This is a genomic window from Novosphingobium umbonatum, assembly GCF_004005905.1.
In the GTDB taxonomy this organism is placed as follows: Bacteria; Pseudomonadota; Alphaproteobacteria; order Sphingomonadales; family Sphingomonadaceae; genus Novosphingobium; species Novosphingobium umbonatum.
In genome coordinates, this window is the sequence record NZ_SACO01000006.1 from 190067 (window position 1) to 203159 (window position 13093).

Genomic DNA, 13093 nt, shown 5'->3' on the forward strand with positions numbered 1-13093 from the left:
GACCCCACCGGCATCTATCCGCGCCGCAGTCGGACGTGCCCCTTAATGCACAAACCGCGCCACCACATCGCGATAGGAGCGCGACACTTTCACATCCGCGCCCGATTCCAGCACAAGGAAACATTCGCCATTGGTGTGGGGGCGCACCTGCCGCACAAGGTTGAGGTTCACGATCCACGAACGATGCACGCGCTGGAATACGCGCGGGTCGAGGCGCCGCTCCAGATCCTTCATCGTTTCGCGCAGGATCATGGAATTGTCGGCGGTATAGATCACCATATAATCGCCTGCTGCCTCGATCCGTTCAATCGAATCGACATCCACGCGGAAAATCTGCCCGCGATCCTTGATGTTGAGCAGCTTTTCATAGCGGTCGGCAGCCGGATCGCTGGGGTCTTCCTCCAACGTTTCCATCGCATCGGGCGCCACTTCGGCCAGCACGCTTTTGAGCTTTTCGGCCTCTTCGGAGGCGCGCTTGTCGGCAAGGCGCTGGCGCACGCGGTCCAGCGTATCGGCCAGCTTGTCCTCATCCACCGGCTTCATCAGATAATTGACCGCATTGGCCTCAAAGGCGCGCACGGCATGTTCCTGATAGGCGGTGACAAAGACGAAAAGCGGCGGCTCTACATCCATCACGCCCTTCACCACGGCAAAGCCGTCAAAACCGGGCATCTGGATGTCGAGAAACACCAGATCGGGCTTCTCGGTCTTGATCTTGCGGATCGCCTCTCGGCCATTGTTGCAGGTATCGATGATTTCCACATCGGGGAATTTTTCAAGCCGCAGGGCAAGGCCCGCAATCGCCAGCTTTTCATCATCGACGAGGATGGTGCGGATGGTCATGCCTTGGTGTCCTGACTGGGGCGGGTTGGTTGGGCCATGGCGATGCTTTCACACGTTCACGGCTGAACGGGGGGTGAGCGAGGAGGTAGACGCCGACGGGTTGTCGCGTTTTTCGAACGGAATCTCGATAGTGACCGCAAAACCACCCTCGGGCGGTTCAAAAGTGTCAAACCGGTGGTTCGCGCCATAGGCCTGCGCCAGACGGTCGCGGATATTGGCAAGGCCGACGCCGGTGGAAACCGTGTCGCCGCCATCAAAGCTCATGGCGGTAAAGCGGTTGTCGGCGGCATCCACCTGCAGGCCGGGGCCGGTGTCGGACACGGTGATGCGCAGGTTCTGCCCGATCAGACAGGCGGCAACGGTGATTTCCGCGCCCGATTCCTGCGGGCTGACCGCATATTTGATCGCATTTTCCACCAGAGGTTGCAGCAGCAGCGAGGGCAGCAAGCCCTCCTCGCAAGCCTCGTCGATCTGGAATTTGGTGCGCAGCCTTTCCTCAAACCGCATCAATTCGATGCCCAGATAGAGTTTGAGCGTCTCCACCTCCTGCGCCACGGTCACCCGCCCCGTGGGCTGGTTCACCAGAGTATAGCGCAGGAAAGAGGACAGGCGGGTGAGCATCGCATTGGCCTGATCGGTTTGCTTGAGCAGCACCAGGGTGGAGATCGAGTTCAGCGTGTTGAACAGGAAATGCGGGTTCAACTGGTAACGCAGCATCGCCAATTGCGCGCTGGTGGCCTGACTTTCCAACCGCATCAGCTGGTCATTCTGTTCCTCGATCCGCAGGAAGAAATTGATGGCGTAATAAAGCGCCGACCAAGCCCCCAGCAAGGTGGCGTCCAGATAGAACACGCCGATCACCAATTGGGCAAAGCTGGTTTCGGTATCGGGCCGGTACAGCGCGATCACCCAGCCATCCATGAACGCATAGAGCGAGACCGCAAAGGGCAGCACCAGCACGGTGACGCCCCAGGTGAGCAAGGGGCGCAGGCCGATCAATTGGTGATAGATCACCGCCAGAATCAGCGAGATCGAAAAGCCGGTCAGCGTCGCAATCAGCACCAGCAGCAGGAAGGAGGCCGGTTGCCCCCCTGCCAGCGCCGACATCGAACGCATGAGCATCGCGCCGGTCCAGCCCAACACCTGCAAGCGCCAGAACGCACGGTTCTTGTTGGCGAAAAAGGGCGTAGGGCGAAAAGGAAGCACGGCCATAATCTTCTGTCTACCGCAGAAGAGGGAGGCTGGGAATAGGCCCGATCAGTTCTTGGCTAAAGCCTTGGCTAAAGCATCATAGCCCACCGCGCCGCCCAGCACTTGCCCGCCCGCGATCCAGCTGGGCGTGCCATTCAGGCCCAGATTGCGCGCCAGCGTCAGATTGCCCTCGATCTCGGCCTCGGTTGCGGGTTCGGCCATCTGCTTTTGCGCCAGCGCCAGATCGACACCGGCGGTTCGCGCCGCTGTGGCAATGGTTTCCGGCGTCAGGCGACCGGCGGCATACATGGCGCGGTGGAAAGCGGCGAATTTGCTCTGTTTTGCCGCCGCCAGCGCCATTTTGGCCGCATCCGCGCTTTGCGGCGAAAGGATTGGCAATTGGCGGATCACCACTTTGAGATCGGGATTGCCCGCCAGCAGCCTTGCCACATCCTTCTCGCTCGCACGGCAATAGCCGCAGGCGTAATCCATGAATTCCACCAGCACGGTCTTGCCCGCAGGATTGCCCAGCACCGCGCCGGGCCAGACCTTCTGCGCCAGCGGAGCGGCCTTCGCCAAGGCGCCCTCGCTCTCCTTGGCTTTCAACCGCTCGACCACTTGGGGCAGCACTTCGGGATGTTCCAGCAGATAGTCGCGCGTGTTGTCGCGCCCCACCCAATGCGCAGTGGCGGTCACCGCCGCGCCGCCCAGCACGCCTCCAAGCAAGGCGGTGAGGAACAGGCGGGCAGGTTTGATCGGCTGGGTCATGACAGGGCCTCTATCGGCGTTTGTTCATTTTCGCGAGGGCGCTTTTGGCCTCCATCGCAATATCTTCGGCGCGGATCGCATCGGGGGAGCCGACAGGCAGGCCCGCCTTGGCCGCATTGGCATTTTGCAAAGCCCCACCCCAATTGCCCGACAGCGAGGCCTGTTCGGCGCTGGCCAGACGGGCGCGGGGCAGATCGCCGCTTTTGGCGTAAATCATCCCCAACACATACCATGCGAAGGGATTTTCCCGATCCTTGGACAGGGCCGCGCGCAAGACTTTCTGCGCCTCGGCCATATGGGCGGTGGTGGCCGCGCTATCATCGCTGGCGAGCAGCGCATGGCCGAAACTGGTGGCGATCAACGGCTGGTTGCCGGTTAATTGCGTGGCGCGGCGCAAAGGGTCCAAGGCCAGCGCAGGCTTGCCCGATTCCAGCAGGATCTGCCCTTTCAGCTCCAGAAAATAGGGGTCATTGGGGGCGCTGGCCAAAAGCGCATCGGTTTCCGCCGTGGCTTTGTCCAGAAAGCCTTCCTTGTGATAGGCATAGGCCCGTGCATAACGCGCGCCCGTGCCGGTCAGATAGTCGGGATAGGTTTGATAGGTCATCGGCGGTTCGGCCAGATAGCCGAACAATTTGGCCTTCACCCGCTGGAACCGCTCCTCCAGCGCGGGATCATTGGGCCGGTTCCACGCGGGGTCTTTGGTGTAAATGTCCTGCAAATAGCTGATGCGGTCATTGGTCATCGGGTGGGTGGAATAAAAAGCCGCCTCGTCGCTGCGGGTCATGCCATAGCGGTTTTCCAGATTGAGCAGCTTGTGAAAAAACTCCACCGAGCCACGCCCCGAAATGCCTGCGCCGGACAGGAACTGCGCACCGGCGGCATCGGCAGCCTCTTCCTCCCCGCGCGTATAGGCGAGGTATTTGCCCATGGCCGCCTGCTGGCCCGCCATGAACACGCCCATGCCCGCCGCGCCAGCCCCTGCCGCCGCCGCCGCCGCGCCAAGGATCAGCGAGAGGATCGAGATATTGCCCGCCATTTTCGCGCCGCGATCATCAATCGCATGGCCGCCCACGACGTGGCCCAATTCATGCGCGATCACGCCCTGCACTTCATTGGCCGAACTGGCCTCGTTGATCAGGCCCGAGTGGACATAGACCGCCTGTCCCCCCGCCACGAAAGCGTTGATGGAGGGATCATTGACCAGCACGATATCGACATTTTTGGGATCAAGTCCCGCCGCCTTGACCAAAGGCGCGGACATGTCGCGCAGCAAAGCCTCGGTTTCGGCATCGCGCAGGATCGATTGCGCGGCCGCTGGCGTGGCGCCCAAAAGGCATAGGCCCGCAACCGCCAGATCGCGCCCAAAGCGGCGCAGGGAATTCAGCAGTGCCACTTGTTTTGCCATAGGTTCGCACCCTTAGCACAAGTGGCACTGAATAGACTATGAAGCTTGCGCTTTATTGGATCAGATGTTGCGCGGCGCGGCTGAGCAGGGCGGGGTCCTCATCCACCTCGCCCAGCAGGGCAATGGTGCCATCGGGCAGGCGGCGGGCCACCAGCACGGTGAATTCCGCGCCCTCGGTCGGCAGATCGTGAAGCGCGCGATGGTTCAACTGGCGCAACTGACGGGCCAAGGGTTCGGATTTGCCCTTGTCCTTGGCGCCATGGGCGTGGCGCAAGCGGCGTTCCTGGCCAACCACACCCTTCAAACCACCAGGCACCTCGGCCAGATAGGCGGCCAATTCGCCGCGTCCCAGCCCCGTCCTTTGCGCATGGGCCAAAGCCGAAGCATATTCGGTCAGCCGAGTCTTGTCATAATCCAGCCCGAACACCAATTTCACCAGCGGCAGCAAGGGCGCGCGGGGCTGCGATTTGATTCCCGCATCATGGACCAGCTTGGCCAATTCATCGGGGCTGTGCTTGGCGGCAAGAGCAAAATCATAGGCCCGGCCGATTGCGGCATAAAGCGCCTGACGGCTGCGGTCGGCGGAGAAGCGGGCAGCCTGCGCCAATTCCCGGGCCGAAGCCAGCCAATCGGCCAGCGACATGGCCTGCGCCATCTCGTCGGGCACTTCATCGAAATGCAAGGCGCCAAGCGCGCTGACAATCGCGGCGCGGCGCGAAGGATCAACCGCTGGGGTGGGGTCGGCGGGCAATTCAATCCCGCCCAGCAAGCCATTTTCAAAGGCGGCGCCCATCTCGCGGGCGATCTGGTCGCTCAACGCCTGATCGGCGGCCTCTTTCCAATTGACCACGCCCAGACCGAAACGGATCGGCCCATTGGCCTTGTCCGAAAAGGGCAGCAACATCCCGCGATAGAGGATAGTGGCCGAGCGCTGGTTAACGAATTCGTCCTCGAAACCAATCGGCGACTGGTTGGCCACCACCTGCCCATACTGGCCGGTAACGCGGGCCAGCATCGAATCATGGGGAATGTCGTCCAGATGGTGAATGTCGCGGGTAATGCCGCATTCGCGCGCCAATTTTTCCCCCACATAGACGATGCGCGGATCATCCACGCTGTGCGAGAAATCCATCAGCACCGCATGGGGAGCAATATCGGGCAGTTGATCCAGCTTCAGATCGCCGATCAATGGCATCGACAGGCCGCCCTGCAAATCGCTCCAATGGCAATAGGCGCGTACCTGCAGGCGGCGTTCGCCCTGAGCCACGATGACGGGGAAATCGCCGGGGATGTCATCCTCGTCCTCATAGGGATTGCCCGAGGAAGGATTGGAGAGATAGTTGCTGCGTAGACTGTCCATGACTGCCTCCCGGCGATTGGCTAGGAGGACACTCTTTACGCAACGCTCTAAATGGACCGTTAAGTTGCGCCACGGAATACCCTAGGGGCAGGCGCTAGACGAAATTACCCAAACCTTTGTCCGTGCTGCAAATCCGGTCCCAGAACCGGAAATAAAGACCGTAATTACAAAGGTATATGTCGTGATGTCTTTGGTGGTGGCTGGCGGTGATCAACCAGTTTCCCAGACCTTTGCGCACCATCCAGTCCGGAAAAATTTCCCAGCCCATATGGTTAACAACGCCCATCACCGTCATAATCGACAGGACAAAGGCCAAAGCCGTGGTGTGAATCGGTACGCAGAACACCGCTAAGGGAATCACGAAGGCCTGAGTCAGCGCCTCGGTCGGATGGAAAGCCATTGCCGCCCATGCCGTCGGCGGGCGACTCGCGTGATGGACCGCGTGAAAGATGCGGAACACGCGCGGACGGTGCATCCAGCGGTGGCTCCAATAGAACCAGGTGTCATGCAGCGCCAGATAGGCCAGAACCGACAGCGGCCAGTACCACAGGGGGTAGGCGTCGATATCGGTGTAGATGCGGGTCCAGCCCAGACTGTGCCAACCCCATGCGACAATGCCGGCGGGCAGGCCAAAGATGATGCAGGACAGCAGCGACCAGCCAATCTCTTTGCGGATCTGTTGGCGCAGCGGAGCATAGAGGCCCGGTTGGCGCCTTGCCGTGGCCCATGCAAAACCGCCGCTGGCCAGAATATAGCGCAGGGTCACGATCCCCGTCATCGCCAGCGCGGATAGCAGGGCAGCAAGGAGCGTGGGTTCGTTCATCGGGCGGCTTTATGCCTTGCCCGACAGGCTATGGCAAATGCACCAAGGTCCATGGGTTGAATTACATTGCCGGTTGTTACGGCGCTATTTGCCATCCGGGGCGCCTCATGCTGAAGAGGGTTCATGAGCGATCCGGAATCCCCTTGCTGCGGCTTGTGTAAGCTGGATAATTTGCGCCAATATTGCCTCGGTTGCGCGCGGCATATTGACGAGATTGTCGGTTGGCGCGGCATGAGCGCGGCGGAAAAGCGGGCAGTGATTGCAGCCTTGCCTGCCCGACGCGGGGATTAGCTGCCCCCGCCCCATTGGCCGATGCGTGGGTCTTGCGCGATGGCGCTGCGGCGCAGGGCGGCGCGGGCAAGGCGTTCAACCTCGACCTTGCGGCGGGCGGCGGCCAGCGGGCGTAAAGGCGCCGCGCGCAGGATTTCGGCATCATAGCCATCGGCCACGATCAATCCGCAGTCGGCGGGGCGAAAGGCCTCGCTCTCCATACAGGCGCGGTCTAGATGGCTGGCCAGACCCCAGAAGAAGCGGTCGCAATGGTCGAGATAGTCGGTCCATTTGCCATCGCCCATCAGATCGGCCTTGGCGACCTTGATCTCCACGATGATCACTTGCCCCTTGGCATCGATCCCCATCAGATCGGCGCGGCGCCCGTTGCGCAAGGGCATTTCCGAAAGGCACCAGATATCATTGCGGGCAAACAGGCGGGTGATGCCGCGCGCCACGCTCAGGGCGTCGGGCGAGAGCGCCGAATCGGAAAGGCTGTCAGGATTGGTCATGTCCTGACGTTAAGAACAAAATATGAACTTGTGAAGAGGCTTACAGCGGCGGTGCCAGCGCCAGCAGTCCCTGACGGCTACCGACAAATTCGGCCCATAGCGCCCGTGCCGCCGGACGCGCATCGCCGCCGCGTTCATGCAGCAGCAGCAGAGCGGCAAGGCCCGGCTCCATCAAAGCCACCAGATCGCCCATGCTCTGTTCGATCAGGGCCTGTCGGCGCGGATCGGCAAAGCGCAGGGCCGAGGGGAAGGCCAATTGCGGCTTGGCTTCCACTACCATGTCGACCTGCGCCAATTGCGCGACGATATAGGCGGCCTCTCGCAAGGCGGCCCAGCGCAGGCCGAGGCTGTCGGCGGGCGGACGGGCGTCTGGATGGACCAGCGTGTGCGGAAAGGAATCGGAAGTAAGGTTGACCATGGGTTAAGATTTACGCCGATTCCCTTGCCAAATTGCTAAAGCCTGGGCGGCGCGCCTCGGGGTTCATGCGGAAGGGGCATAAGAAAACCCCCGAAGGGCGGTGCCTTCGGGGGTCTGGATGGCGGGATTGGCCGCGATCAATAATCGTTGAGGAAAGACCCGATCACCTTGGCACGATCCGCGCGCAATTCCTCGCACAGGCGGCGCATGTCCGAAATGGTGCTGGCGTCCTTGCGCGCGACCACCAAAGCGTAGCGCAAAGTGGTGGCAATGCGGCGAATATCGGCAGCCTGACTGAGCGGCGGCGTGTCGACGATGGTCAGGTCATAGCTGCGCATGCAGTCATCCATCGCATCGGTAAAGCGGCGGGTGGCCATCAATTCGGGGGCATTGTCGGCAGGCTGTCCGGCATAGAATACCGACAGATTGGGCAGCACCGCATGCTGGATGCAATCGTAAAGCTGCAATTCGCTATTGGCCAGATATTCGCCCAGACCAAGGCAAGGCTTTGAAGCAACCACCCAATTCTGCAGCGCAGGGCGGCGCAGGTTGCCATCGATCAGCAAGGTGTTGATGCCGGCAAGCGCGAAAGCCGCGGCCAGATTGGTGGCCAAAAACGTACTGCCCGCGCCGTCTTCCGCCGCGCAAATGGCCAGGGAACGCCGCCCGTCGCCAATATGCTGGGCCAACAGATGGGTGCGCAAGGTGGCAATGCTTTCCGCCTGCGGCCCACCCGATTGGTGCAACACCAGCGCATCATCGGTGAAACGGAAACCGTCACTGACAGTTTCGCGCTCCATTTCGAGCGTGGTCATAAGGGATGCATAAGTCATTGCTCAGGTCCAGCCCGGGCGCACGCTTGGCAGGCGGGCGCCCTTCAAGAGTTCAGCTCGTGGTTGTTCGAGATTTGCGCTTGAACAAGTCATTGAAGCCCAGCCAGTACATTACACCGCGCTTGCCGATGTCGCGGCGATCGATGGACATCACGCCCAGCACCGGCAGGCCGATCAGGCCAAGATCGTCGGAGCAGCGCACGCGGCGATAGACCATTTCCAGCACCAGCGAGATCAACACGCCCAGCGCAAAACCCACACCCAGCGCGGCGCCGAAAATCAGGCCCTTCTTGGGGAAGGCTGGATCATCGGGGGCCACGGCATCGCCCAGCAGGGTCAGGCCGGTTTCGGTCGACTGCGATTCGCGGTCCAGTTCCGAGGCGCGGGTCAGCGTCTTGTTGAACTGGTCGCGCAGCACCGCCACATCGGTGGCCAGACGCTGGGCTTCATAGACTTTGCCACGCTGTTCCAGCACCTTGCGGGTCTGGGCGTTCATCATGCTTTCCACCGAAGGTCCGCTGACCACACCGCCGCCCGCCGAACGGGCCGCTGCCGCCTCACGCGCAACCGAAGCGGCCAGGGTGGCGCGCTGGCGCTGCATGTTGAGCAGGTCGGGATGGCTGGGGCCCAAGGTTTGCTGGGCATTGGCGATCTGCGCATCCAGCTGCGACAATTGCACCGCCAGGGGCGAGGTTCCCGTGGCAGCCGGTGCCACCGCTGCGGCGGCGGCCGGAGCCGAGGCCGAAATAGCCTTCAGACGCGACATTTCAGTGTCGACATTGTCATCCTGCAGGATGATGCCATTCGACTTTTCAAAATCGGCTTTCTTCTTTTCCGCCTCGGCCAATTGGTCGCGCAGCTTTTCAGCCTGCTGGTGGAACCATTCGGCATTGCGGGCCGCGCCTTCGCGCTTGAAAGCCAGCGTCTGGTCAAAATAGGCCTGACGGATCGCGTTCACCGTTTTGCGCGCGGCATCAGCCGAGCTGGAAGAATATTTGATTTCCAGAATGTTACTGGCATCGACCGTCTTGGCATCCGTACCCGCAATAACCGTTTCGGCCAGCCAGCGGCGGAAATCGCTATGGTCATCCTTGCTGCGGGCGGCATAGCGGGCGGCCCAGATGGGCGAGGAGGTCCAGCCCAGCGAATCCACCACTTTGCCCGCCACGCGATAGTCGGTGATCAGTTCGATCTGCGTCTTCACATAGGCGCGGGCCCAGGCCGAGGAAATGGCCTCACCGGTGACAGGGTCGGGCTTTACAATGTCAAGCACCACGCGCGTGGTTGCTTCATAACGCGGGGGCAGAATTCTGATCGCAATCATTGCGCCCAGCAAACAGGTCAGAGTGGTCAGGGTGATGATGGCCCTACGCACCCAGAGGATGTTGAAAAACTGCCTAAAGCTCATGCGCAAATCCGCCTTGCCTGGAAAACCCGTTGGGAACGGCATCAAAACCGTCCGCAACGCCATTGCTGAAAAATTCGAAGATTCCGTTATGAATAACGCAATCCTCTAACGCATAGCCGCGATTTCTCACTGGCATCCCCAAACAAGGTCTCGCAGCTGGCAGCATCTTTCAATAGCATACCAGATCGTAACCTTAAAACCAGAGTGAACCCATCCGCTCCGGCAGCTTACCCTTCCCGCCGGAGTGCTGCGTCAATGGCGCCGGTTGGTGACAATCCTGCGTACCGAGCCGACAAAATTCTTGAGCTTTTCCTGCATGCCCGCGCGTTTGGAGGCCAGCCCAATATCCAGACCATCCATCACCGGACGGGGCTGGAATGTCACCATAGCCGCGGCAAGGCGGGCAATGAGCACGCGTTTGCGGCGGGTTTGGCCCGGCTGCATATGGTCAATGTCGTTCACGTCCAACGGTTCTACCGCCACACGCCCCGCCTCGATCGCCTTGCGCAGCAGCGCATCGCCTCTGGCGGTGCGGCTCATGATCAGGCTGCGTCCGTCTTGTTCTTCGAACTGGGGATAGCCGCCATCATCGCCATACCATGCGTCGGCACAGGCAATATCGGCAGCGCCGCCCACGCCATCGGGGCAGATCTTGCAGCGATATTGCACCTGGCCCGACAGATGCTTGCCCCAGCTTTCGGCATAGCGCATCTCGCCCTGCTGGCCGTCATCGGTACGGGCGATGGTCAGGCCCGGCCAACCATTGCCGCGATAACGGAAGCTGGTCACCTTTTCCGGTTCCAGCCCCATCGCGCGGATCACTTTGTCCGCAGCCGCATGGCTGGGGATACCCGCACAATAGAAGGACAGCATCAGCGGGATCTGTTGATCGACCCGCGCGTCCACTGTGGCCAGCTGGCGCAGCGCGGCCACATCGCAAGGCTTGCCGATAAAGACAAAGCGGCGCCCGTCGGCCAAGGCTTCCTCGATCTGGCCCAGCGGCGAGGAGGGGGCGTAGCGCGAACCGGCACCGGTGATCACATCCTCGGGCCGGTCAGACCATGCCATCACATTGCGCGTGGGATGTGCAGGATCGGGCAGCACGTGCAGCACGCGATCCACCAAACCGGTTTCCAGCGCGAAAAGTGCCAGCGAGGTGATCCCGCCGCCCGAGGAACCGGCATAGCGGACCTTGGGGTCGGTGGCATAGCCGGTCAGGCTCTGGTAATAAGGTCCCCAATAGGGATGGCGATGCGGGGCTTCGGTCCAAGGACCCACAACCGAGCCGGGACAGGCCGTCTTGATGGTGTTTTCCAGCGCGGGCGTGATGGGCGCGATCTGGCGCGGGCGAGTATAGCCCGGCGCCACCGTTTCCATGGTGATAGCACCCTGACCAATGCCGGCGCACAGGCCGCAGCCGGTGCAAAGATCGCCCTTGGCAACCTTGGCGAGTGTGGGGGATTGGGGGATGCTCATCCGCGCTTCGCTTTGATTTCCATGAAAAGATTGTGCAGAGCGCCACGATAGACGTCAAGGCGTTGCTGGACGGTCTTCATGCCTTCGGCCAAATCTGCGGCCAGTTCAGCCCTTTTGTCCAAACCATTGAGCACGAAATTGACCGCGCCATCCACATCCAGACCCTTGACTGGCGTCAGCCACTTGTAACCCAGCATACCGAACAAGCCGTCAAATTTGCGGCTATAGGCGATCGGAATCACCGGCGTGCCCGAGGAATAAGCCCCCACACAGGCATGCATGCGGCCCGCCACGAGGAAGTCGAGGCCGGAAATATAGGACTTGGCCTCCGAAGGGCCGGGGAATTCGGGGACGCGGATCACGCCGGGGAATTCGGCCGCCAGCATATCGGCATAACGGTTGTCGTCGTCCTGCGGCATGGTCTTGCTGGTGGCATGGGGCACCAGATGCACTTCGACATCGCCGCGATCGAGCAGGCTGCGGATCAGTTGGCGGGTGAAGGCGGCATAGTCATAGGACAAACCAAAATGGTTGCGTCCCGTAATCGCCTCTTCCATCAGCAGGCCGCTGGCATTGATGCCCACGCGCAGCTTGGGGCCGCCGCGCAGATGGGTCTGGCTGACATAGGGCAGCACAAAGGCCACATCGACGGCAATAATATTGTTGGCAGAAGGCGCCATATCCTTGGCCACGGCCAAAGATTTGTCATCGCGCGACACCACCACATGCGACCGGTTCATCACCGATGCGGCCAATTGGCGATAGGGCGTTTTCGTGAATGGCCCGATCGTTTGGGGCGAGAGCACCAGCGGCACATGCTGGGCAATGGTCAGCGCCTTGCTCAGCCACATGAAGCCAAAGCGTTTCGGGCCATAGATTTCGGCAAAACTGTCGCCTGCGCCAATATCCAGCACGCAATCGAGCTTTTTTACCCATGAGGCATAGCCAGAGGGAGAGAGGATCGATTTGGTGTTGATGATCCGCACTGCGACATCATCACCCACAATCGGGTCGGTATCGCCGTCGCGCATGCTCAACAATGTGAAATGCGGTTCGAAACCGGCCTTTTCGGCAACCTCACGCGCGATGGCCATATTGCCCAGCGTCAGCGCGCCCACACCCAGATTGCCCGAACGGGCCGAGTGCCAAAGCAAACCCACCGACAACCGGCGAGACGTTGTTTCATTCATGCTGTTTGCCCGACCTTCTGCTGTTCGAATTGACGACCAGGGCGATTTGCCACCCGACTTTTTGCACCAAACACCGGATATTATCCAAGGTAATGGCATAAAATCATATTTACGGCCCTATCCGTGATCGAATGCTGCCTTGCAAGCTGCATCCCGATACGGTGATGCCCCATTGCCCTGACCGGAACCTTCTCTCGATGCGATAAGGACCTGCCATGGCCACGCCACCCTTGGACCGGTTTTGTTTCCATTTTCGTAATCTGGCAAAGGAATTCAAAAAAGACCACAAGTGTTTGACGATACGCCACATTTGAATAGCAATTCGTGCATCGGGGGGCAATGTGTTTTGCTGGCGCTGCGAAATTTCGACGCTAGCCATGCTTGCGTTGAAGGCCTGCGTGTGGCGGTCCATGGGGCGTTCCCGCGTCTGCCCAAGGCGCATCGCCTCGTGCCTTGTCTGGTGTGTTGTCAAATCGCTTGGCAAAGCCTGTCCGGTTCGGGCATGATAGACATGTGTGGCGGCGGTTCACCGCGTTGTAACCATGATGGTTTTTGGTTAAGCCCTTAATTTGACGACAGGCCAGACTGTTATTTTA

General features: G+C 60.7%; 14 protein-coding genes. 1 reads left to right on the plus strand and 13 read right to left on the minus strand.

The window, feature by feature from the left end:
• Positions 1 to 42: 42 nt before the first annotated feature.
• The 6 genes from EOE18_RS10240 to EOE18_RS10265 all read right to left on the minus strand — a co-directional run bounded on the left by EOE18_RS10240 (position 43) and on the right by EOE18_RS10265 (position 6390).
• Entirely contained in the window at positions 43 to 843 is an 801-nt protein-coding gene (locus EOE18_RS10240) for a LytR/AlgR family response regulator transcription factor (RefSeq protein ID WP_127709102.1), read from the minus strand.
• A 48-nt stretch (positions 844 to 891) separates the two neighbouring features.
• Positions 892 to 2055, minus strand: a complete 1164-nt coding sequence (locus tag EOE18_RS10245) for a sensor histidine kinase (RefSeq protein WP_127709104.1) — start codon at positions 2053 to 2055, stop codon at positions 892 to 894.
• Positions 2056 to 2100: 45 nt separating this feature from the next.
• The gene (locus tag EOE18_RS10250; protein ID WP_127709106.1) at positions 2101 to 2802 is read right to left on the minus strand and encodes a DsbA family protein; all 702 of its coding nucleotides are present in this window, start codon (positions 2800 to 2802) and stop codon (positions 2101 to 2103) included.
• Between the two features lie 10 nt (positions 2803 to 2812).
• On the minus strand, positions 2813 to 4207 hold the full coding sequence (locus tag EOE18_RS10255; RefSeq protein ID WP_127709108.1) for a M48 family metalloprotease: 1395 nt from the start codon (positions 4205 to 4207) through the stop codon (positions 2813 to 2815).
• Positions 4208 to 4259: 52 nt separating this feature from the next.
• The gene (locus EOE18_RS10260; protein WP_127709110.1) at positions 4260 to 5567 is read right to left on the minus strand and encodes a PAS domain-containing protein; all 1308 of its coding nucleotides are present in this window, start codon (positions 5565 to 5567) and stop codon (positions 4260 to 4262) included.
• A gap of 94 nt (positions 5568 to 5661) precedes the next feature.
• Entirely contained in the window at positions 5662 to 6390 is a 729-nt protein-coding gene (locus tag EOE18_RS10265) for a sterol desaturase family protein (protein WP_127709113.1), read from the minus strand.
• A 123-nt stretch (positions 6391 to 6513) separates the two neighbouring features.
• On the opposite strand from EOE18_RS10265, the gene EOE18_RS10270 reads away from it, so the two are divergent.
• Positions 6514 to 6681, plus strand: coding sequence for a DUF1289 domain-containing protein (locus EOE18_RS10270; RefSeq protein WP_127709115.1), 168 nt, complete (start codon positions 6514 to 6516; stop codon positions 6679 to 6681).
• Here the strand turns inward: EOE18_RS10270 and EOE18_RS10275 are convergent.
• From EOE18_RS10275 to EOE18_RS10305, 7 genes are all read right to left on the minus strand, one after another.
• Positions 6678 to 7172 (minus strand): MmcB family DNA repair protein, encoded by a 495-nt coding sequence (locus tag EOE18_RS10275; RefSeq protein ID WP_127709117.1) that lies wholly within the window; start codon positions 7170 to 7172, stop codon positions 6678 to 6680. The genes EOE18_RS10270 and EOE18_RS10275 overlap by 4 nt on opposite strands.
• A 40-nt stretch (positions 7173 to 7212) precedes the next feature.
• Positions 7213 to 7590: a hypothetical protein gene (locus EOE18_RS10280; protein WP_127709119.1), complete on the minus strand. Its 378-nt coding sequence runs from the start codon at positions 7588 to 7590 to the stop codon at positions 7213 to 7215.
• Between the two features lie 137 nt (positions 7591 to 7727).
• Positions 7728 to 8405, minus strand: a complete 678-nt coding sequence (locus EOE18_RS10285; RefSeq protein WP_127709121.1) for a CpsD/CapB family tyrosine-protein kinase — start codon at positions 8403 to 8405, stop codon at positions 7728 to 7730.
• A 70-nt stretch (positions 8406 to 8475) separates the two neighbouring features.
• Entirely contained in the window at positions 8476 to 9831 is a 1356-nt protein-coding gene (locus EOE18_RS10290) for a Wzz/FepE/Etk N-terminal domain-containing protein (RefSeq protein ID WP_164852723.1), read from the minus strand.
• Positions 9832 to 10083: 252 nt separating this feature from the next.
• The gene (locus tag EOE18_RS10295; protein WP_127709125.1) at positions 10084 to 11307 is read right to left on the minus strand and encodes a Coenzyme F420 hydrogenase/dehydrogenase, beta subunit C-terminal domain; all 1224 of its coding nucleotides are present in this window, start codon (positions 11305 to 11307) and stop codon (positions 10084 to 10086) included.
• Positions 11304 to 12497: a polysaccharide pyruvyl transferase family protein gene (locus tag EOE18_RS10300; protein ID WP_164852724.1), complete on the minus strand. Its 1194-nt coding sequence runs from the start codon at positions 12495 to 12497 to the stop codon at positions 11304 to 11306. Before EOE18_RS10300 ends, EOE18_RS10295 begins: the two co-directional genes overlap by 4 nt.
• Positions 12498 to 12606: 109 nt before the next feature.
• The gene (locus EOE18_RS10305; protein WP_127709130.1) at positions 12607 to 12909 is read right to left on the minus strand and encodes a hypothetical protein; all 303 of its coding nucleotides are present in this window, start codon (positions 12907 to 12909) and stop codon (positions 12607 to 12609) included.
• Between the last annotated feature and the right edge of the window lie 184 nt (positions 12910 to 13093).